The following is a 20,548-nucleotide window of genomic DNA, read 5'->3' on the forward strand; positions in this document are numbered from 1 at the left end:
TGTTCCTCATGCATCATGCTATTTCCACTTCCTGTGACAATAATTGATCGAGTCCATCGAGCAGTTCCAACTGCGGTGCCAGCCAATAGCAGCCATGCGTATCCGCATTCGCGATGCCGCGCAGGAACAGGAAAATGGCGCCGCCCAAGTGCTCGGCCGGGTCGTAGGCGTCGCCGAGCCGGCTTTTCAGCAGCCGGTGCAGGGCCAGCATGTAGATCGCACCCTGGATATCGTAGCGATGCTGCGCCATGCCGGCCGCCAGCGCGGCGCTGTGGTAAGCGGCGTCGTTGACACCGAGCGCATTGGACTTGTAGTCGAGCACCCAGTAGCGCCCTTCGTGCTCAATGACCAGGTCAGCAAAGCCTTTCAGCATGCCGTGCAACTGGCGGCGCGGCAGCACGGGGCGCGGCGCATCATCGAGCAACAAACGCGTACACAGCTGATCGAGCGCACCGGTGGACAAATGCTCGCTGGGGAACCAGAACTCCATCTCGGACAGGGTGCTGCCCAACTGCGACAGCGAGGCGTCGAGCAGCGGCAACGGCGTGATGGCCACTTGCCTGAGCCAGGCGATGGCGTCTTCCTGGCGGTGGCCCCAGCCCGCCCGCTCGCAACGCGCAGCCAGGCGCGTGTTGAAGTGTGCGTCATTGACACAATCAAAGCCCTCGCCGCCCATCCACTCCAACTGCTCGTGCAGAAAATTACCAGGCACGGAACCACGCGGGAATCGGTGCCATGGCGCGTCGCCCGTCTGCAGCGGTGACACAGCTGCCACGCTGGGCCCTGCCCCATCTTCCAGCAAGGTCTCTTCCAGCGCCCGCTGCGGCACGTGCGCCGCTGACACGGCGCCGATCTGGCGCGTCAGCGACGTAAAGCTGCCCACCGACCAGTCGCGCTCAAACTCGCCCACGAACACGGGCGCGGGGCGCAACTCGGGGCGCCGCTCAATACGGTCAAGCACCGTGCAGGCATCGGGCTGCGCCAGCGTCATGGCAGCAATGGCATCGCAATCGCCGGCTACCTGCTGCCAGCGCAGCAGCAACTGCCCGCAGGGCAGCTTGTCGCCGCCCGTCAGCAGATAGCCGAGCGCCGATTCGTGCAAGGTATTCTCGCCCGCCTTGCGCGCCGCCTGGGCGGCCACCCCCAGCCACAAGAAGTGGCGCGCGCGCGTCAGCGCCACATACAGCAGGCGCAAGTCTTCCTCGATGCGCGCCTCTTCGACCGCAGCCATCGCCGCATCGGACAGCGACAGGTCGAGGCGGCGCTCGCCATTGTCCCCGGCATACTCGAAGAAGCTGCGGTTGCGCTTATCAACCTTGCGCGCCGTGACGGCGAATGGCAAATAGACCAGCGGGTATTCGAGGCCCTTGGATTTGTGCACCGTGATGACTTTGACCAGCTCTGCATCGCTTTCCAGGCGCAGCACGCGCTCGTCGCCACCCTCGCCTTCGCCGGCAATCTGCTCGGCCAGCCAGCGTATCAGCGCTTGCTCGCCATCGAGCTGGCGACTGGCCGATTGCAGCAGTTCGGCCAGGTGCAGCAGATTCGTCAAGCGCCGCTCGCCACCGGTCTGCTGCAGCAGCATGGCCGGCAATTGCAGTTCGTGGATGAAGCGGCGCAGCATGGCCAGCACGCCCTGGCGCTGCCAGATCAGGTGCAAGGCCTTGAGTTGCTCGACGCGGCGTTCCCATTCCAGTTCGTCGCTCGACAGGCACGCCAGCTGGCCCAGCGACAAGCCGATGGTGCGCGTGGCAAATGCGGCGCGCGCAAGGCCGCCGTCGAGGGGATTGGCCAGCGCCGCCAGCCAGCGCAACACATCTTGCGCTTCCTCGCTGTCGACGACGGAATCCTTGTCCGACAAGTAGACGCTGGCAACCCGGCGGCGCGCCAGCGCGCGGCGCACCGCCGCCGCTTCCTTGCGGTCGCGCACGAGCACGGCGATATCGGCCGGCTGCAGCCGCACGAAACCGTCCGGGCCATCGAAGCCGGCTTGCGCATCGCCGAGCATGGCGACGATGTGCTCGGCGCAATGCTGCGCAAAATACTCGCGGTAGCTGTCGCCGCGCAGCCCTTCATCGCTGGCGCAGGCGGCCAGTAGCGCAGGCAGCGGGCCGCTGGCGTTCAGCAGGTGCTCGGCGCGGCCCTTGGCCTCGACGGCCTCGAACGGCAGCGGGTTCTCGCCGTTCTTCCGGTAACGGAAGGCACCGAGCGGCACTTCGGCGCGCTCGGCATGCAAAAACAGCTGGTTGACGGCAGCCACCAGGGGCGCCGTCGAACGGTAGTTGGTGCCCAGCTGGTAATGGCGGCCGTTAGTCGCGCGCCGCGCCGCCAGGTAGCTTTGGATGTCGGCGCCGCGAAAGCCGTAGATCGACTGCTTCGGGTCGCCGATCAGGAACAGCCCTTGCGCTCGATTATTCTCGGCAATGCGGTATAACAAATTGAAGATCTGATACTGTGCCGGCGCCGTATCCTGGAATTCATCGACCATGGCCAGCGGGTATTGGTCGACGATGCGCTGGCGCAGGGCCGCGCCATTCTCGCCAGCGAGCGCATCGTGCAAGCGCTGCAGCATGTCGGCAAAGCCGAACTGGCGCGACTGGCGCTTCAATTGATCCATGCGCCGCGCAATGGCCGCCGCCGCATGCAGGTGCAGCTTGTGCGCCAGCGGCGTGAGCGCTGCCAGGGCGCTCCCCAGCGCCTCGGTATGTTCGAAGCACTCGGGCACCTGCGCCGTGAAATTCTTGGCGAACGCATCCTCGATGCCGAACGGCGTCAAGCGTTCCCACGCCTTGGCCGTGATAGCCGGCTGCAGCAAGAGCGGGTCTTGCGCCCACTGGCGCAAGCCGTCGAACCACTTCGCCAGGTTCTCCGGCTTCATCTTGACGCCGTTAAAACACTTGGGACTGGCGGCGCGATGCTCGTTGATCCAGGCGGCCATCCGATCCACGCGCTCGACCCAGCCCGCCTTCAGGCTGGCCAGTTGCGCGGCCAGCGCCCGCTGTTCGCGCGCGATCAGCACAGATAAAGGCTCATCGTCCGCCATGCCCATGCTATCGGCACGGCGCGCCAGCTCGCGCGCGCCCTTCTTCAACGCGTCGACGTCGGGCCAGCAAGCGAGCAACACATCGAGCGCCTGCGGCGCCAGGGGATAGACTTGCTGACGCCAGTAATCGTGGGCCGCATCCTCGAACAGGGCTTGCTCGTCGCTGACCAATTCTTCATCGAACAGACTGCCGCTGTCGAACGCGTGCTCGCGCAACATGCGCTGGCACCAGGCATCGATAGTGAAGATGGCCGCTTCATCCATCGTCTCGGCGGCCAGCATCAGCCGGTGCGCGGCCTTTTGCCGTGCGCTCTCGTCAGGATAAGATTCCAGCAAGGCGTCGAGAAAGGGGTCGCTGGCGCCCGATTGCATGCCGACCTCATTGCGAAAATACGCGGCGGCCTCGATCAGGCGTTCGCGCACGCGGTTCGACAATTCGCGCGTGGCGGCGCGGGTAAATGTCATCACCAGAATGTCGGCTGGCAGCAGCGGACGCGTAAAACGGCTGTCGTCGTCGCCGTGCCCCCCGCCGTGACCAAGTACCAGGCGCAGGTACAGCGCGGCGATGGTCCAGGTTTTTCCCGTGCCGGCCGAGGCTTCTATCAGCCGCGAGCCGTGCAGCGGGAACGTCAGCGGATTGAGCAAATGGCTCGTCATGGTTCTTCTCCCGCGCCATCATTGGGCGCGCTGATCGGGTCAATCGTAATGTGTTGCTGCAGCCAGTCGGCCAGCGGGCCATACAGCTCGCGCGTGCAGTCTTCCCATGCTTCCTCGGCGGCCAGCGCGGAAAACTCGGGCCACAGGCGCGCCAGGCACAGTTCCTCGCGCTCGCCAGAGATGTCAAAGCCGCCGTCATACACGGCGCGCGGGTCGCCCTGCTGCACCAGCGCCAACCCCGTCTTGCACGCCGTGGGCAAGGGATGGTTCATGCCTTCGCGCCACAGCGCCAGCAAGGTGGCCAGCGCATCGCGCGATGCGGCCGGATCGAGTGGCGCCATGCTGACGATGGCGTCGCGCGCCACCAGGTAACCAGTGACGGGCAAACCCAGGGCAGCGGCGGCCAGCTGGCGCAGCCACATCAGCATCAGCTTGTCGCCGCGCGCCAGGCCGCTCTTGTCCGTCACCTTCGAGGAAATCTGCATCAGCCAGGCCGTCTCCTGGCCGTTGCTGCACAATTTGTCGAGCCAGTCGTCGATCTGCAGTTCGCCAAACGTCAAGTTGATGGCGCGCTTGTCGGCCGCCAGCGGGAACGAGGCGCGCAGCGACAGCCACGCGCTGCGCACGGGCACCAGCGCCTCGACCAGCTGCGCCTGCACCTGCTGGCCGATCAGGCCGATGGGCAGCACGCCTTCGCGCGCCAGCTTCTGCGCGCGCGCTTCCAGGCTGGCGCGCACGTCATCCAGCGCTTCGACGGCGCCGCCGTCGTCGAGCATCGTGTCTTCCAGCAGATAGCGTTCGAGCGCGTTCAGGCCGAACGGTTCTTCATCCTCGCCCAGCATGGCCGCATCGGCAAAATACACGCTCAAGCGGCGGCGGAAAAAGTACTTGACGGGCTGGCGCAAAAAGCTGGCCAGCTCGCCCAGTTTCAAGCGCGTGCCAGGATCGAGTTCGTAGGGACCCAGCGGCAGCACGGCGGCCTGCGCATCCGCATCGGCCGCATCGGCATGCGCGACGCGCCATTCGCGCGCGTAGGTCAGCAAGCCATCGGCTTCGAAATAGCGGCGACTGAATGGCTGCAACGCGTGCTCGGTGGTCAGCGACGCCAGGTGCCGGTCCAGCGACCAGCCGGCGACCAGATAGTCGCGCAGCTGCGACACCAGCACCGACGGCGGCTGCTCGGAATTGTCGCGCACATTGCGCCCTACCCAGCTCACATAGAGTTTGTCGCGCGCGGCCAGCAAGGCTTCGAGCATCAGGTAGCGGTCATCGTCGCGGCGCGAGCGGTCGCCCGGGCGCGCCATGCCGGGCAGCGCCAGCAGGTCGAAATCAGCCTTTGGGGCGCGGCGCGGAAAATCGCCATCGTTCATGCCCAGCAGGCACACCACGCGAAATGGCACGGCGCGCATCGGCATCAGGGTGCAGAAGGTGACGCCGCCGGAGACGAATTGATGGTTCAGGGTCGGCTCGTCCAAGGCGCCCAGCCACGCCACGCGTAGCACCGACAGGGGCACCGGCTCGACAAAGCCCGCATGCTCGCAGGTTTCCAGCCAGCCCTGCAAGGCGCCTTCGAGCTGCGCCAGGGTCAGGCGGTCGCCCTCGTCGTCGGCGTCAAAAAAAGCCGCCAGCAGCGCGCGCGCCTGCACGCCCCACTCGGCTGGCGTGCAGGCGACGGACAGCATGCTGCGCCAGCGCAGCAGCGCCTCGACCAGCTGCGCCAGCGAGCCCGCCAGCGCCGCATCGAGGCCACCCACTTCCGCATACGGCTCGATGCCGCCAAAGCTGGCGCCACTGCCGCTGGCATAGCCGAGCAGCATGCGCCGCACGCCGAAGATCCATGCATTCTGTTCCCCTGCCGCGCCCAGCCCCAGGCCGGCGCGGTGCGTCTGATCCAGGCCCCAGCGCACGCCCGCGCCTTCGATCCAGGCGCCCAACGTGGCCAGGTCGTCCGGCTGCAGGCCAAAGCGGGTGGCCAGCGCAGGCACGTCGAGCAGGTCGCGCACTTCGCTCTGGCGGCAGCGCTGCTGCGGCAGCTGCAACAGCCACTCGAGTGCAACGAGCAGCGGGTTGACGCTGCGGTCCTTCACGTCGCCGATCTCGAACGGAATGAAACGCTCGTCATTGCGCCGGTACTGGCCGAAGACGGCGTGGATGGCGGCAGTAAAGGTGTCGATATCGGGCACCATCACCACCACGTCGCGCGGACGCAAGAGCGTTTCGGTGCTGTGCGCGAACATGGCCAGCAGCTGGTCGTGCAGCACTTCCACTTCGCGCTGCACGCTGTGCGCCACATGAAATTCGATCGATCGATCACCGGCCTCGGGCGGCGTCTGTTCGTGTTCCGCCAGCGGGCGCAGTTCGCGAATGGCCACCTGTACCTGCTGCAGCAGGGTCTCTCCCGTTTCCTCGCCAAACAGGTCGATGCGCAGGCTGTCATCGCGTCCCTCGGCTTGCGCGTGTTCGTCGAACTCGTCGAGCATGCGGATGAAGTCACGCCCTTGCCTGCCCCAGCTGGCCAGCAGCGGATGGCTGTGCGCATGCATTGCTTCGAGCGGCATTTGCGCCAAGTCGGTGCCGTTGCGCTGCCGCTGGCGCTTGTTTTGCGCGCGCAGCAAGTCGCGCCCGTCGATGATGTCGCCCCAGTAAAACTGGCATGGGTTGGGGACGGCCAGCACCACCTGCGTATGGCGCGCCAGCGCAGCGAGCGCCTGCAAGGTTTGATATGGCAAGGCCGATACGCCAAACAGCACCACGCGGCGCGGCAGCTTGCCGGCAGGAGGCAGGCCGGCGGCGATCGCCGCCAGGAAGGCGTCGTGGATGTCGGCGCGGCCCGTGTCGCGCTCGAAGGCCTCGACATCGGCGGTCACGGCGCGCCACAGCTGCGCCTGCCAACGCTGGTCTTCCTTCAAGGCAATGGCTTCGCCGCGCGCCGTACGCAGCTCGTCGCGCCCCGCAGCCCAGTCGGACAGCCAGTCGGCGCGGTAGACTTGGTATTGGTCAAACAGGTCGGCCAGGCGCTCGGCCAGTTGCAGCCGGCGTTCGCTATCGCCATCGGCCAGGAAATAGCGTAGCGGCGCGAAGACGGGATCGGCCAGCAGCGACGGCAACAGGCGCATCAAACGCCAGCTCAGCGGCGACTTATCAAATGGCGACACGCGCGGCACCCGCTCGCGTCCCAACATGCCGCGGTAGCTTTCCCACAGCAGGCGCGCCGGCAGGGCGATGCGCGTGGCGGCGCACACACCCATCTCCTCGGCCAGGGCGATCTTCAGCCATTCGGCCACGCCGTTCGACTGCACCAGGAAGATATCCGTTTCCAGGGGCGCCAGCGGGTGCTGGCGCAGCCACTGGAAGACGGCGGCGCGCAGCTGTTCGAGCTGGTTGCCATGCAGTATGAGAAGGCCGGGCGTGACGGGAGTATGCATGCTGATCCGATGAGTTGCCGCGTCTGCGGCCGGGTAGCCACAGACGTCAAACGCCTATTATCGCCGCTGCCTGCGTCAACGGGCGTCGCTGGCGATAAATTGGCGTGAAATTTGTTGCGCCACCTGCGCCAGCGCCGGCTCCAGCGCCGTCAGCAGGGCGCGCGCCTGCTGCAGGTCGCCGCCCGAGCGCAAGCCTTCGATCGACAGGCACAGGCTGGCAAAAGCATGGGCGCCCACGGCCAGCGCCGACGACCTGCTGCGGTGTCCCAGGTCGGCCAGGCGGCCCAGGTCTTCCAGCGCCATGGCCTGCTCCATTTCGGCGATGCCGTCGCGCGCCGTATCGAGAAACAGCTGAGTGTATTTGCGCATCTTCACTGCGTCATTGCTGAACGTCAGCGCCAGGGTGGCCAGGTCGAGGATGGCGGTGCCGTGCAATGCCGGCGAAGCGGCCGATGGCGGCGCCTTCGGTGCTGCTGCCAGCCAGTCGCCCGCGTGCGCGCGGCCCATGCTGCCCATGCTGCCGATGCCACCGCGCAGGCGGAACCATTTTGCCAACACGTGAAACAGCAGATTCGGGGCGATCGGCTTGGTCACGAATTCATCCATGCCCGCCGCCAGGCAGCGGGCACGGTCTTCGCTTCCCGCATTAGCTGTCATGGCGATCACCAGCAGGCCGCTGAGCTTGGGGTCGGCGCGGATGCGGCGCGTCGCCTCGAAGCCGTCCATCAGCGGCATCTGCACGTCCATCAGCACACAGTCGTAGCGCTGGTGGGCCAGCAATTCCAGTGCTTCGCGGCCATTGCAGGCGACGCAGACAGTGGCGCCGGCATCTTCCAGCAATTCGCAGCCCACCTGTTGGCTGAAGACGTTATCTTCCACCAGCAGGATCGATGCGCCGCGGATCACGCCCAATACGTCGGGCGCCACTTCGGCGCTGCGCTCATCGCCCGCTTGCGCGCTTTTCTCCAGGCGCGCCGTGAACCAGAAGGTGCTGCCCTGACCCGGCTCGCTGTACACCCCCACAGTGCCGCCCATCAGTTCAACGAGCTGCTTGCTGATGACCAGCCCCAGGCCGCTACCGCCATACTTGCGCGTGGTCGAGGGGTCGGCCTGGTGGAAAGAGCGGAACAGTTGCGCCACCTCTTCCTGTTTCATGCCTATACCCCAGTCCTGCACCTCGAAGCGCAGCATGGCGTGGCTGCCGTGCTCTTCTGACTGGCGCACGCGCACGTAGATGCTGCCATTGTCGGAAAACTTGATGGCGTTGCTGGCCAGGTTCAACAAGACCTGCTCGAGTCGCAGCGGATCGCCACGCCAGCGCTGCGCCAGCTCGGGTGCGATATCGAACTGCAGCACCAAGCCCTTGACGACGGCCGCATCACCGAGCTGGCTGGCGATATTTTCCAGCAGCGTGTCGAGACGAAAGTCCAGCACTTCCAGTTCCAGCTTGCCCGCCTCGATCTTCGAAAAATCGAGGATGTCGTTGATCAGGCCCAGCAAATGCTGGCTTGAATGGAAGATTTTTTGCAGATAATCGCGCTGGCGCGCATCGGCCACCGATTTCAGCGCCAGATGCGCCATGCCGATGATGCTGTTCATCGGCGTGCGAATTTCATGGCTCATATTTGACAGGAAGTCGCTCTTGGCCTGGCTGGCAGCGTCGGCCTGTTCCTTCAGGCGGTGCAGTTCCGTCACGTCGGTGGACAGACCGATGAGGCCAGTCACAGGACCGGGCAAGCCCAGCGGTACCTTCACGCTCCACAACTGATGCACCTGGCCCTGCGCATCGACGAAGCGCTCTTCGCCGACGAACTTGACGCCACTGTCAAAAACCTGGCGCTCGGTCAACTGCGCAGCGGCTGCCGCCTCGCCAAGCATCAACTCGTCATCCTGGCGGCCGAGCAACTGCTTCGCCGAACGGCCCAGTATCTTTGCCGCGCGTGCATTCACATAGCGGTAGCGCAGGTCGGCATCCTTCATGTAGACATAGGCATCGACGCTATCGAGCACCGTATCGAGCAGGGTGCGCTGCGCCACCGCAGTGCGGCGCGAACGGTACAGGGTAAAGATGTAGCCATAAATGAGCAGCGTGCCGGCCACGCCGACGGCCAGCGCCAGCGACGGAAAATAGCGGTCAAAGCCGCTATACAGCTGCGCCTTGCGCACGCGAAAATGGGCTTTCCATACACCGCCCTGGTACAGCACGGGCAGCACCTGGTCGAAGTAATCGGCGTCGCTACCCGGTTGCGGTGGCGCCGCCGCCAGATCGCCGTCATCGTTGAACAGCAGGCGGTCCTGCGGCGTAATGCGCCATATGCCATCGGCAGGGCGCGCTTCGGCCGCGCTGTACAAGATCAGGTGCAACGGTTCCACAGTGCTGCGTTCGAGCGCGCTGTGCACCAGTTGCGCCACGCCGAAGCCGATGCCCACCGACCCCTGGTAGGCGGCGCGGCGCTCGGCCACGGTGCCTTGCGCCATGCCGTTGCGGTACACGGGCAGGCGCATGCCCAGGCCGACGTGGGCGGGCGGTCCCTTGATCATGATGACCTGCCCCGAGGCGCTCACTTCGCCACTGTCGCGCGACTGCTGCAGGGCTTTCGCCACCAGTGGGTTGGCGCCGATATCGACACCCATGCGTTCGGCCAGCAGCGGATCGGGTTCCAGGTAAGTCAGTACCGTGTAGTGCGGCCGCTCGCCGGGCGGACGGATGGTGAAATCGGGATAGCCGCGCGGCGCCAGGCTGGTGTCACGGCGCACATCGGCGACATAGGCTTCGCGCTGCGCCGACGTCAGCGCCACCGCGTAATTGACCGATTCGATGGCGGGAAACTGGTGCGCGACATCCAGGCCCGCCACGTAATCGTGGAACTGGCGGCGCGTCAGTTGCTCGCTGGTACGAAACAGCGCTTCCAGACCGCGCAGCAGATCGGCATAGCTTTTCACCCGCGTGGCCAGGCTATGCTGGGCGCCGTAGGTGATGTTATCGAAACGCTGTTCGGCATCGTCATTGACCGTGCGCGCCGCGCCCGCATACAAGGCGCCGCCCACCAGCAATGCCAGCAGCAGGCCACCTAGCCATATCCTCACGCATGCTGCCGCCCCGCCCTTGCTCAAATTGTGCATCGTCGATCGCTTATTCCGGTTCCTCAAGTACGGACGCGAACGCCCGCACGGTTAATAAGAGGATACTATCAAAGCTGTTGCACCTCCAATCGGCAGCGTAAATATAGCTGCGCAATCGGTCAGACTGTGCGCGATCTGCAATGACTAAACATTGAGCCATTGCAGTGGGCAAGCAGCGCAGCTGCCGGATTTACTTCAGCGTCGGCATGGCAAACTCGGCACCGGCGGCTGTCGATGCGGGCCAGCGCTGCGTGACAGCCTTCTGTTTCGTGTAGAAACGCACCGATTCCGGGCCATGCGCGTGGTGGTCGCCGAACAGGCTGCGCTTCCAGCCGCCGAAGCTGTGGAAAGCCATCGGCACGGGGATCGGTACATTCACGCCAACCATCCCCACCTGCACGCGGTGCGTGTATTCGCGCGCCGTGTTGCCGTCACGCGTATAAATGGCCGTGCCATTGCCGTATTCATGGGCGTTGACCAGCTCCAGCGCCGTCGTGAAATCGGGCACGCGCACGATGCACAGCACGGGGCCGAAGATTTCTTCCTTGTAGATCGTCATCTCCGGCGTGACGTGATCGAACAGGCTGCCACCAAGGAAAAAGCCGTTTTCATGGCCGGGCAAGACGAAACCGCGTCCGTCGGCCACCAGTGTGGCGCCTTCTTTCACGCCCGTGGCGATGTAGCCGGCAATCTTGTCCTTGTGCACTTGCGTCACCACGGGCCCCATTTCCGCAGACAAATCCATGCCTTGCGTGATTTTCAAGGCCGCGATGCGCGGCACCAGCGCTTCGACCAACTGGTCGGCCACATTGCCCACCGCCACGACGACAGAAATAGCCATGCAGCGCTCGCCTGCCGAACCGAAGGCGGCGCCCATCAGGGCATCGACCGTCTGCGCGATATCTGCGTCGGGCATGACGACCATGTGGTTTTTCGCGCCCCCGAGCGCTTGCACGCGCTTGCCCTGCGCGCAGCCGGTGGCGTAAATATACTCGGCGATCGGCGTGGAGCCGACAAAGCTGATGGCGCGCACGTCCCGGTGATGCAGCAAGCCATCGACCGCTTCCTTGTCGCCTTGCACCACGTTGAAGACGCCATCAGGCAACCCCGCGTCCGTCAGCAGTTGCGCCAGCAGCAGGCTGGCCGAAGGGTCGCGCTCCGATGGTTTCAAGACAAAGGTGTTGCCGCATGCAATCGCCATCGGGAACATCCACATCGGCACCATCACGGGGAAGTTGAAGGGCGTGATGCCGACGCAGACACCGAGCGCCTGGCGGATGGACCAGGCGTCGATGCCACCGGCCACTTGTTGCGAATATTCGCCCTTCATCATTTGCGGAATGCCGCAGGCAAACTCCACCACTTCGATGCCGCGCGTCACCTCTCCTTTGGCATCCGTAAACACCTTGCCGTGCTCGGCTGTGATCAGCGCCGCCAATTGGTCGGCATGTTCTTCCAGCAACTCTTTGAACTTGAACATGACGCGCGCACGGCGCAGGGGCGAAGTTTGCGACCAGGCGGGAAAGGCCGCGTGGGCGGCGGCCACGGCCGCGTTCAGCTCGGCGGCAGTTGCCAGCGACACCTGGGCCGTGACCGCACCAGTGGCGGGATTGAAGACCTCGCTCGTGCGCTCGGAGCGCGAAGCCATCGGGTTGCCACCAATAAAGTGGTCTATCTTTTGCGTTGTCATCTTGACTCCCTATTATGTACTCTGCATCAGCCACGCATGGGCCGGATCGTTTTTAAAATGCCATACGCGTTTCGGACCGGCCATCACGTTCAGGTAATAGCCGTCATAGCCGTACGGCACGGTAACGGGGTGGTAACCGCGCGGCACCATCACCACGTCATGGTTTTCCACGGCCATGGCTTCATCGATGGAACGGTCATCCGTGTAGACCCTTTGATACGCAAAGCCCTGCTCCGGATTGAGGCGGTGGTAATACGTTTCCTCCAGCGAACTTTCCAGCGGCACATTGTCGCTGTCGTGCTTGTGCGGCGGATAGCTCGACGAATGGCCCGATGGCGTGATCACCTCGACGACCAGCAAGCCATCGGCCTCGGCCGTTTGCGGCAGGATGTCGCATACATAGCGGGTGTTGGCGCCCTTGCCGCGTACAGAGCGCGTCATGCTCGATGGTTCGATCAGCCGGGCCGGGCGGTGGGTCGTGGCCGGCGCGCTGCACAGGGCCACTTCGGCAGCGCTCACGGCCGTGATGCAGACCTGTGTTTCCAACGGGACGTACACGGCATACGGCGAGCGGTCTTCGAAGACGCTGGCACGATTGCCGATGGCTTCCCAGCGCTGTTCGCCCGCCTGCACAGTGAGCGTGCCGGTCAGCACGACGATGCACAGCTCACGCTTGCCCGTGTCCAGCTTCACGGCCTCGCCAGCGGCCAGACGGTGGGCGGCAAAGCCGACATGCGTCCAGCCGGCCGATGCGGGCGTGACCTCGACGATGATGGAGCCGGGCCTGGCCTTGAGCAACAGCGGGCTCATGCTGCCTCCCGGCCCAGGCGGGGAATCGCGTCGACGAGGTGCGCCAGGTAATCGTGGCCCATCTTGGCATACTGATAACTGGGTGCGACGGCCGGGTCTTGCTCTGCCTCCACCACCAGCCAGCCCGCATAGCCGTGCAGATACAAACGCGTCAGAATCGCCGGAAAGTCGATGCAGCCGTCGCCAGGCACACTGAAAGCACCATTGATGACGGCTTGCAGGAAACTCCAGTGGCCATTGCGCGCCAGTTTCACCACATTCGGGCGCACATCCTTGCAATGCACGTGACAAATCCTGTCGATATGTTGATTCAAGACGACAAGCGCGTCGCCGCCGGCAAACGTGATATGGCCCGTATCAAACAGCAAGCCTACTTGCGGCCCCGTCAAGGCCATCAGTTGATCCACGTCGGCAGGCGTTTCCACATAGGCGCCCATGTGATGGTGATACGCCAGACGCACGCCGTGCGCCAGCAAGTGGGCGGCAAAGGCCGTCAATTTGTCCGCATAAGCCTGCCATTGCCGCTGATTCTGGAAACGCGGGCGTTTGTACAGCGGGCGCGCTTCGCCCTGAATGGCGTCGGCCACTTCGCCATACACCATGACAGTGGCGCCGCTGTCGGCAAGCAGGCGTAAATGCGAGTCAACAGCGGCGATCTCTTCTTCGACGCTGCGCTGCGCCAGGCGACCCGAATACCAGCCGGAAACGCAGGCCAGATTATATTTTCCCAGCACGGCGTTCAAGGTCGGCGCATCTTTCGGAAACTTGTTACCCAGCTCAAAACCCACATAGCCGATCTCGGCGCCCTCCTTCAGCGCTGTCTCCAGGGGCGTTTCGCCACCCAGGCTGGGCAAATCGTCGTTCATCCACGAGATCGGATTGATGCCGATCCTGACATTCCATGTCTTCATTTTTTTTGTCCTTGGCAATCAGTTTCATAACGTGCGCGCGCAAGCTGCACGCCGGGCTGGGTGGACACTTCGGGCACGGCCACTTGCCACCAGCAACCGCCTTCTTGCGTCGTGCGCGTGGCGTCCGTATCGATGCAGATCAGGTAGGTGCGCACAGCTGCGCGGGCCCGCAGCATCGCTTGCTCCAGCTCGGCGATACTAGCCACATGTTCGCTCAGCGCGCCCAGCGAACGCGCATGCAGGGCGAAGTCGACCGCGGGTGCGCTATCGGGCAACATATTGTTGAACGAGGCATTGCCGCAGGCCTGTTGCAGGCGGTTGATGCAGCCGTAGCCACGGTTGTCGAGCACAACAATAATCAGTTTTTTGTCCAGCATGACGGAGGTGGCAATTTCCGAATTCATCATCAGGTAACTGCCATCGCCCAGCATGACGATCACCTCGGCAGCCGGTTTCGCCATCTTCACGCCGAGGCCGCCGGCGATTTCATAGCCCATGCATGAATAGCCGTATTCCATGTGGTAGCCACCGGGCGTGCTGGTACGCCACAGTTTATGCAGTTCGGCCGGCAAGGTGCCTGCCGCGCAGACGACGATGTCGCCGCTGGCGGAGTGCTGAGATGAACGCTGCACGGCGCCGATGACTTCGCCGTCATACGGCAAGCCGGCCCCCTCGAGCGGGCGCGTGATGCAAGTTACTGTCTCGCGCCACGCCTGCCCTGCCTGCTGCGCCCGGTCCAGCCAGTGCCCTGCGCTGTTCCAGCTACCCAGCAGCGGCGACAGTGCCTGTAAGCCAAGTGTCGCGTCCGCCTGCAAGCCCAGGCCACGGCGTTTCAAGGCATCAAAACTGTTGACGTTTAGGCTCAGCAATTGCGCCTGCGCAAACAGCGAGTTCGACCCCGTCGTAAAGTCCTGCAGGCGCGTGCCGATGGCCAGCACCACGTCCGCGTCTGCCGCCAGGCTGTTGGCGGCAGGCGACCCTGTCACGCCGATGGCGCCCAGTTGCAGCCGATGATCCCACGGCAAGGCACTCTTGCCCGCCTGGGTTTCCGCCACGGGGATGCCGTGTCGTTCGGCAAATGCCTGCAAGGCGGCGCTGGCCTTGCCGTACAACACGCCGCCGCCAGCGACGATCAGCGGCTGTTTCGCATTTTTCAACAACTGGGCCGCGTCTTCCAATTCCTGCTCTACGGGCGGCACGGCACGAAAACGCACGATGCGCGGCGCGAAAAAGTCGGCCGGATAGTCATATGCCATCGTTTGCACGTCTTGCGGCAAAGACAAAGTCACGGGACCGCAGGCGGCCGCGTCAGTCAAGGCGGCAATGGCGCGTGGCAAGGCCGTCAGCAACTGCTCCGGGTAGACGATGCGGTCGAAATAGCGCGACAGCGGCTTGAACGCATCATTGACCGAGACGCTGCCATCGGTGCCATCTTCCAGTTGCTGCAACACCGGGTCCGGCGCGCGCGAGACGAACACGTCGCCCGGCAACAGCAGCACGGGCAAGCGATTAACGTGCGCCAGCGCGGCGGCCGTCAGCAAGTTCGTCGCGCCCGGACCGATGGAACTGGTGACGGCCATCATGCGCCGGCGCATGTGGGCTTTCGCATAGGCAATAGCCGAGTGCGCCATCGCCTGTTCGTTGTGCGCACGGTAGGTGGGAAAGCTGTCGCGATACTGGTACAGCGCTTCACCGAGGCCTGCCACGTTGCCGTGACCAAAGATGGCAAAAGCGCCGCCGAACAGGGGCGCGCCATCCTCGGTGCGCAATACCGACAGATAGCGCACCAGCGCCTGCGCCATGGTCAACCGAATAGTGGCGCTCATGGCGCACGCTCCAGGCCCTTGCGTGAGCCTTGCCATAAGCTAATGAGAAGCTCGAAGTTGGCACGCACTGCGGCGATCAGGCCCGCGTCGTCGAGCTCTCCGGCCAGCCAGTGGCGGCTCGGTTCCTGGAAGATAGTGCGGCCCACCATGAAACCGCGGCAGGTGGTGCTGGCACTGGCTTGTTCAAAACTGGCGGCAAGTTTTTCGATCGGAGCATTCAAGCCCAGCAGGACGACGCCACGACAATATGGATCGCGCTCGTGCACCAGGGCATCGATGGCTTGCCATTGCGCAGCCGACATGCTTTCCAGCTTCCACCATTCCGGATAGACACCCAGGTTGTACAGGCGCTTGACGGCGCGCAAGACGGTATCGTCGTTGTGCGCCAAGGCATGCGATGGTATGACTTCCAGCAACAGTTCGTGACCGCTCAATTGCGCCGCGTCATACAGGGCCTTGATCTGCGCTTCCTGTTCCAGTCGGTTTTCCACGGCATCGTCCGGGTGCAGCTGCACCAGGCATTTGATCACATGCTCCTTGGGCCAGCTGAGCAAGTGCGAACCGATGGAGCGGCCCCAGTCAAATTGCAGCGGGTTCGAGCCCGGCAATTCCACCGGACGGCCTATCCACCAGCCGCGTCCCGTCGCATCGTTGAGCGCATCGACGCCATAGCGGCCATCGATCAGCACGCCCGTCTTGCCGGACAACTGCAATGCCGTTTGCGTTTGCGCCACGGCTTGCACCATCAATTGCTTCAAGGCCGAGATGCGCGCTTCGGATGCCCCCGTTTGTTGCGCCAGCTCGAAAAATTGCGTACGGTGGTCAAACGCAAACACGCACAATTGATCCCATTGCTGGCGCGCCACCGTCGTGCGATGCAAGCGCGACAAGGTAGCGTCCTGGTCCGGCTGCGTGAGTTGTGCCGCATTGGCCAGGAAATAGTCGAGTTCTACCGGCGACGGCATGGCCGGCGCGCAACCGTGGCGCGATACGACCAGGGCGCCGCAGCCATTGGCATAGCGGCAGCACGCTGCATAATCCTCGCCGCGCAGCCAGCCCTTCAAGAAGCCGGAGAGGAAAGCGTCGCCCGCGCCCAGCACGTTCAGCACGTCCACGCGCACGCCACGGTAGTTATATGCCGCATCCAGGCTTTGCGGTACCACGCTGTCGATGACGGCGCTGCCCAGCGGACCGCGCTTGACGACCAGCGTGGCCAGGGTGGCGGCGCGCACGGCGCGCAGCGACGCCATGATGTCGGCGCCACCGCCGGCGATCATGAATTCCTCTTCCGTACCGACGATCAGGTCGAACTGCGGCAAGATCGCCTGCAGGTGGCCGGTCACGCCGTCGTTCGAGACGAAACGCGTTTCGCCATCAGCCTTGCCGGAGAGTCCCCACAGCACGGGCCGGTAATCGATGTCGAGCACGGTGCGCACATTATTGGCGCGGGCCAGCTTGAGTGCCTGCGTGCTGACGGCGTGCATGGCACTGCTGGAAAAATGCGTGCCGGTGATCAGGAGCGCTTTGCTGGAGGCAATGAAGGCCACATCCACCGAGGACGCTTCGATAGCCATGTCGGCGCAATTTTCCCGGTAAAAAATCAGCGGGAAAGTGTTTTTATCCTTGATGCCCAGCATGACGAGGGCCGTCAGGCGGTCGCGGTCTATGCCCACATGACTGACGTCGCAGCCCTCTTTCGACAAGGTATCGGTGAGAAAACGCCCCATGTGATCGTCGCCCACTTTCGACAGCATGGCAGACTTCAAGCCCAGGCGCGCCGTGCCGAAGGCGATGTTCGCCGATGAGCCGCCCAAGTACTTGGCGAAACTCGTCGCGTCTTCCAGCGCGCTGCCGATCTGCTGCGCGTATAGGTCTACCGCCAGGCGGCCCAGGCAAATCACGTCCAGGACGCGGCCCTGGGCAAATTGTGTCGGGTTATTCATGCTTATCCTTAAATCGTGACACCGTCGAGTTCAGCCATCAGCGTTTGCATTTCCGCACCGCCCGCCATCATGTCGAGTACTTCATCCTTGGAAACGGTTTCCTTAGTGTAAGTACCGAGCGACTTGCCCCGGTTCAAGAGGGTGAACGAGTCGCCCACGGGATAGGCATGGTGCACATTATGGGTAATAAAAATCACGGACAAGCCCCGCTCGCGCGCCTTGTAAATCAGCTTGAGCACATTGAACGACTGTTTCACGCCCAGCGCGGCCGTCGGCTCGTCGAGGATCAACACGCGCGCGCCGAAGTGGATGGCGCGGGCAATGGCCAGGCATTGCCGCTCGCCGCCCGACATGGTGCCGACGGCCTGGTGCGGGTCGCGCACCATGATGCCCATCTCGGCCAGCTTGTCGCGCGCCGTGGTGGCCGCGTATTCCATATCCATCACGGGCAGCACGCCAAACATTTTCTTGATCGGTTCGCGGCCCATGAAGAAGTTGCGCGCCACGGACAGCAAGGGCACCAGCGCCAGGTCCTGATACACGGTGGCCACGCCCAGGTCGAGCGCCTCTTTCGGCGAATTGAAGCTGACGCTCTTGCCGTCGACCAGATAGTCGCCACTGCTTGGCCGGTGCACGCCGGCCAGGGTCTTGATCAGGGTCGACTTGCCGGCGCCGTTGTCGCCCAGCAGGCAATGCACTTCGCCCGGCTTCAAACGCAGGGTGACGTTTTGCAAGGCGATGACGGAGCCGAAACGTTTGCTGATATTTTCCAGCGCAAGGATGTATGGGCTCATGGCTTATCTCGCTTCCGTGACACGCGCACGGACAAAGTTATTGAACAGTACCGCGATCAGCAGCATGACGCCGAGGAAGACGCGGAACCAGTCCGAATTGATATTGGTATAAGTAATGCCGATCTGTACTACGCCAAAGATCAGTGCGCCGAAACAGGCACCGACGACGGAACCATAGCCGCCCGTCAGCAAGGCGCCGCCGATGACGGCCGCGATGATGGCTTCGAATTCCTTTTGCATGCCGCGGTCGGCGGCGGCCGATCCCACATCAAATACTTGTAGCGTGGCAAACAAACAGGCGCAGAAAGCGGTGAAGACAAACAGCGATACCTTGATGGTTTTGACCGGCACGCCGACATTCTTGGCGGCGTTGGCATCACCGCCGACGGCGAAGATCCAGTTGCCGATACGGGTGCGGGCCAGGATGAAGCCCGACACCAGCGCCAGGCCGACCCACCAGACGATGACCTTGGGGATGCCCTTGACCAGCGGTGCGCCATTGTCGAGCGCCGTGATCCAGCCCGCCTTGGCCATCGAGGCGAACAAGGAGGTCCCCACTTCGCCCTGAAACAGGGCCACGGCCAGCCAGTCGTCGGCGGCCAGCGCGCCTATGCCGCTGACGATGGTGCGGTTGGCAAACATGATGGACAGCGCCAGGGTCAGGCCGCGCAGGATGAACAGGAAGGCCAGGGTGACGATAAACGAAGGCAAGCGCGTCTTGATGACCAGGTAACCGTTGAGCCAGCCCAGCGCCATCGACCCGGCAAAGGCGAACACGATGGCAGCCCACACGGGCCAGTGGAAATAGACGGAAGGGATGGCGATCATCATGCCGGCAAAGCCGATCATGGAACCGATCGATAGGTCGAATTCGCCGGCGATCATCAAGACGCAGGCGCCGATGGCGATGATGCCCAGATAGGCTGCCACTTGCGCCCAGTTGATGACGCCGTCGAGGTTGAACATGCCGGAGTCGCCGGCCGTCAGGATAAAGAAAGCGAACACCAGGATGGCGCCCGAGATCGAGGCGAATTCCGGGCGGCTGAACAGCCGCTTGAACCAGCTGACCTGCCCCACGCGCTCATCAAAGTGCTGCTTTTGCGGCGACGTGCCAAAGGCAGCCATGCCACCGTGTTCCACGCTTAATTTCACGCTACTCATACTATGTCTCCCTTGTTTTATAGCAACCTGCCTGCCTCGACAGCAATTCCCGGGCGGCAGGGCCCGCGCGCCGGCAAGCAATGCCTGCGCGCGGGGACAACGACTAAGGTATTGATGGAATTGAAAAGCGGGGGCTTAACGGAATTGGCCGGCGTATTTCTCTACCTTGCCGATATTGTCCTTGGTGACGTAACCAGGACCGGAACCGATATGGCGCGGACCATACGATGGTGCCAGGCCATACTCTGCCAGGCGCGCCTTGAACTTGGCGTTATTGATCAGCTTTTCGCGTACCTTGGCCAAGTCCGTGGTCTTGTCCTGATGCATGATGGCCAGCACGGCAACGGGGATGTAGCCCTGCAGGTAGGGTTGCTGGTCGATGGCGAACTGGATGCTGCCATCCTTGATGCCTTTCGAAATTTCATCGGACAGGTCGAATGTGGCGAACCACATCTTGCCCTTCAAGCCCATTTTTTCCAGCGCCTTGAGCGAGGCATGGGCAGAAGTGGGGCCCAGCGCCAGCACGGCCTGAGTTTTCGGGTTGTTGCGCAGGTAGGCGCTCAACTTGCTTTCGATGGTGGTGGGATCTTCGCCCGCATCGAGGGTAGCGGCCTTGAAATCGACGCCGATGGCTTCGGCAAAGCCGCGGCAACGCTCGAACGACGATGGATTGGTCGCGTAGTGATTGACGCAGACGAAAGATTTGATGCCGGCCGCCTTGGCTTTTTCGCCAGCGCCCTTGCCTGCCTCGTATTCAGGCTGGCCCACGTGCATCACGGCGCCCAACTGCTCGCTTTGTGCCAGGGTACCGGAATTGATCGTGACAACCGCAATCTTCTTGGCAGCAACGAGGCCCAGCGGTTTTTGCAGCACGCTGAAGTCGGCGATGCTGACGATCACGCCGTCGTAGTTGCGCGCTGCCGATTGCTCGACCAGGCGCGCCATGTCGGCCAGGTCGCCGTTCGGTGGGTTGCGGTAATCGACAGTGACGTTGAAGTCTTCGCCTGCTTGCTTGACGGAATTTTTGATCGTATTCCACCAGGAATCGGAATCAGGCGCATGGCTGATGAGCACGAATTTCTCGCCTGCCGCGTGGCTGGCGCTCATGCCCAGACCCAGTCCCAGGCCGAGACCGAGCATGGCCAGGCTCTTCAGAAATCGCGTA

At 63.5% G+C, this 20,548-nt stretch carries 11 protein-coding genes; all 11 read right to left on the bottom strand.

The genetic code is table 11. From position 1 onward, the window contains the following. Positions 1 to 13: 13 nt before the first annotated feature. Complete coding sequence (gene recB, locus ACQ4V8_RS18225) at positions 14 to 3,700, bottom strand: exodeoxyribonuclease V subunit beta (protein WP_010397360.1); 3,687 nt, start codon at positions 3,698 to 3,700, stop codon at positions 14 to 16. Further along, positions 3,697 to 7,125, bottom strand: a complete 3,429-nt coding sequence (gene recC, locus ACQ4V8_RS18230) for an exodeoxyribonuclease V subunit gamma (RefSeq protein WP_436571965.1) — start codon at positions 7,123 to 7,125, stop codon at positions 3,697 to 3,699. The genes recB and recC overlap by 4 nt, the downstream gene beginning before the upstream one ends. A 75-nt stretch (positions 7,126 to 7,200) precedes the next feature. Further along, the gene (locus tag ACQ4V8_RS18235) at positions 7,201 to 10,248 is read right to left on the bottom strand and encodes a CHASE domain-containing protein (RefSeq protein WP_436571966.1); all 3,048 of its coding nucleotides are present in this window, start codon (positions 10,246 to 10,248) and stop codon (positions 7,201 to 7,203) included. Between the two features lie 190 nt (positions 10,249 to 10,438). Then, positions 10,439 to 11,938, bottom strand: coding sequence for a CoA-acylating methylmalonate-semialdehyde dehydrogenase (locus ACQ4V8_RS18240; RefSeq protein WP_010397352.1), 1,500 nt, complete (start codon positions 11,936 to 11,938; stop codon positions 10,439 to 10,441). A 12-nt stretch (positions 11,939 to 11,950) separates the two neighbouring features. Further along, positions 11,951 to 12,748 carry a 5-deoxy-glucuronate isomerase gene (gene iolB / locus ACQ4V8_RS18245; RefSeq protein WP_010397349.1) on the bottom strand — a complete coding sequence of 266 codons (798 nt, stop codon included), beginning with the start codon at positions 12,746 to 12,748 and terminating at the stop codon, positions 11,951 to 11,953. After that, positions 12,745 to 13,659 carry a myo-inosose-2 dehydratase gene (gene iolE / locus ACQ4V8_RS18250; RefSeq protein WP_436571967.1) on the bottom strand — a complete coding sequence of 305 codons (915 nt, stop codon included), beginning with the start codon at positions 13,657 to 13,659 and terminating at the stop codon, positions 12,745 to 12,747. Before iolE ends, iolB begins: the two co-directional genes overlap by 4 nt. Beyond that, positions 13,656 to 15,485: a 3D-(3,5/4)-trihydroxycyclohexane-1,2-dione acylhydrolase (decyclizing) gene (iolD, locus tag ACQ4V8_RS18255; protein WP_436571968.1), complete on the bottom strand. Its 1,830-nt coding sequence runs from the start codon at positions 15,483 to 15,485 to the stop codon at positions 13,656 to 13,658. Before iolD ends, iolE begins: the two co-directional genes overlap by 4 nt. Then, positions 15,482 to 17,428: a bifunctional 5-dehydro-2-deoxygluconokinase/5-dehydro-2-deoxyphosphogluconate aldolase gene (locus tag ACQ4V8_RS18260; RefSeq protein ID WP_436571969.1), complete on the bottom strand. Its 1,947-nt coding sequence runs from the start codon at positions 17,426 to 17,428 to the stop codon at positions 15,482 to 15,484. The genes iolD and ACQ4V8_RS18260 overlap by 4 nt, the downstream gene beginning before the upstream one ends. Before the next feature lie 8 nt (positions 17,429 to 17,436). Next, positions 17,437 to 18,222, bottom strand: a complete 786-nt coding sequence (locus ACQ4V8_RS18265) for an ATP-binding cassette domain-containing protein (RefSeq protein WP_070347157.1) — start codon at positions 18,220 to 18,222, stop codon at positions 17,437 to 17,439. A gap of 3 nt (positions 18,223 to 18,225) precedes the next feature. Next, positions 18,226 to 19,347, bottom strand: a complete 1,122-nt coding sequence (locus tag ACQ4V8_RS18270; RefSeq protein ID WP_280721180.1) for an ABC transporter permease subunit — start codon at positions 19,345 to 19,347, stop codon at positions 18,226 to 18,228. A 171-nt stretch (positions 19,348 to 19,518) separates the two neighbouring features. Then, the gene (locus ACQ4V8_RS18275) at positions 19,519 to 20,523 is read right to left on the bottom strand and encodes a sugar ABC transporter substrate-binding protein (RefSeq protein WP_043461605.1); all 1,005 of its coding nucleotides are present in this window, start codon (positions 20,521 to 20,523) and stop codon (positions 19,519 to 19,521) included. Between the last annotated feature and the right edge of the window lie 25 nt (positions 20,524 to 20,548).

Source organism: Janthinobacterium paucivorans (assembly GCF_051380805.1).
GTDB classification, from domain to species: Bacteria; Pseudomonadota; Gammaproteobacteria; order Burkholderiales; family Burkholderiaceae_D; genus Janthinobacterium; species Janthinobacterium lividum_D.

Coding starts and splice junctions, on each gene's coding strand:
- recB (WP_010397360.1), bottom strand. CDS start 3,700: ATGACGAGCCATTTGCTCAATCCGCTGACGTTCCCGCTGCACGGCTCG.
- recC (WP_436571965.1), bottom strand. CDS start 7,125: ATGCATACTCCCGTCACGCCCGGCCTTCTCATACTGCATGGCAACCAG.
- ACQ4V8_RS18235 (WP_436571966.1), bottom strand. CDS start 10,248: ATGCACAATTTGAGCAAGGGCGGGGCGGCAGCATGCGTGAGGATATGG.
- ACQ4V8_RS18240 (WP_010397352.1), bottom strand. CDS start 11,938: ATGACAACGCAAAAGATAGACCACTTTATTGGTGGCAACCCGATGGCT.
- iolB (WP_010397349.1), bottom strand. CDS start 12,748: ATGAGCCCGCTGTTGCTCAAGGCCAGGCCCGGCTCCATCATCGTCGAG.
- iolE (WP_436571967.1), bottom strand. CDS start 13,659: ATGAAGACATGGAATGTCAGGATCGGCATCAATCCGATCTCGTGGATG.
- iolD (WP_436571968.1), bottom strand. CDS start 15,485: ATGAGCGCCACTATTCGGTTGACCATGGCGCAGGCGCTGGTGCGCTAT.
- ACQ4V8_RS18260 (WP_436571969.1), bottom strand. CDS start 17,428: ATGAATAACCCGACACAATTTGCCCAGGGCCGCGTCCTGGACGTGATT.
- ACQ4V8_RS18265 (WP_070347157.1), bottom strand. CDS start 18,222: ATGAGCCCATACATCCTTGCGCTGGAAAATATCAGCAAACGTTTCGGC.
- ACQ4V8_RS18270 (WP_280721180.1), bottom strand. CDS start 19,347: ATGGCTGCCTTTGGCACGTCGCCGCAAAAGCAGCACTTTGATGAGCGC.
- ACQ4V8_RS18275 (WP_043461605.1), bottom strand. CDS start 20,523: ATGCTCGGTCTCGGCCTGGGACTGGGTCTGGGCATGAGCGCCAGCCAC.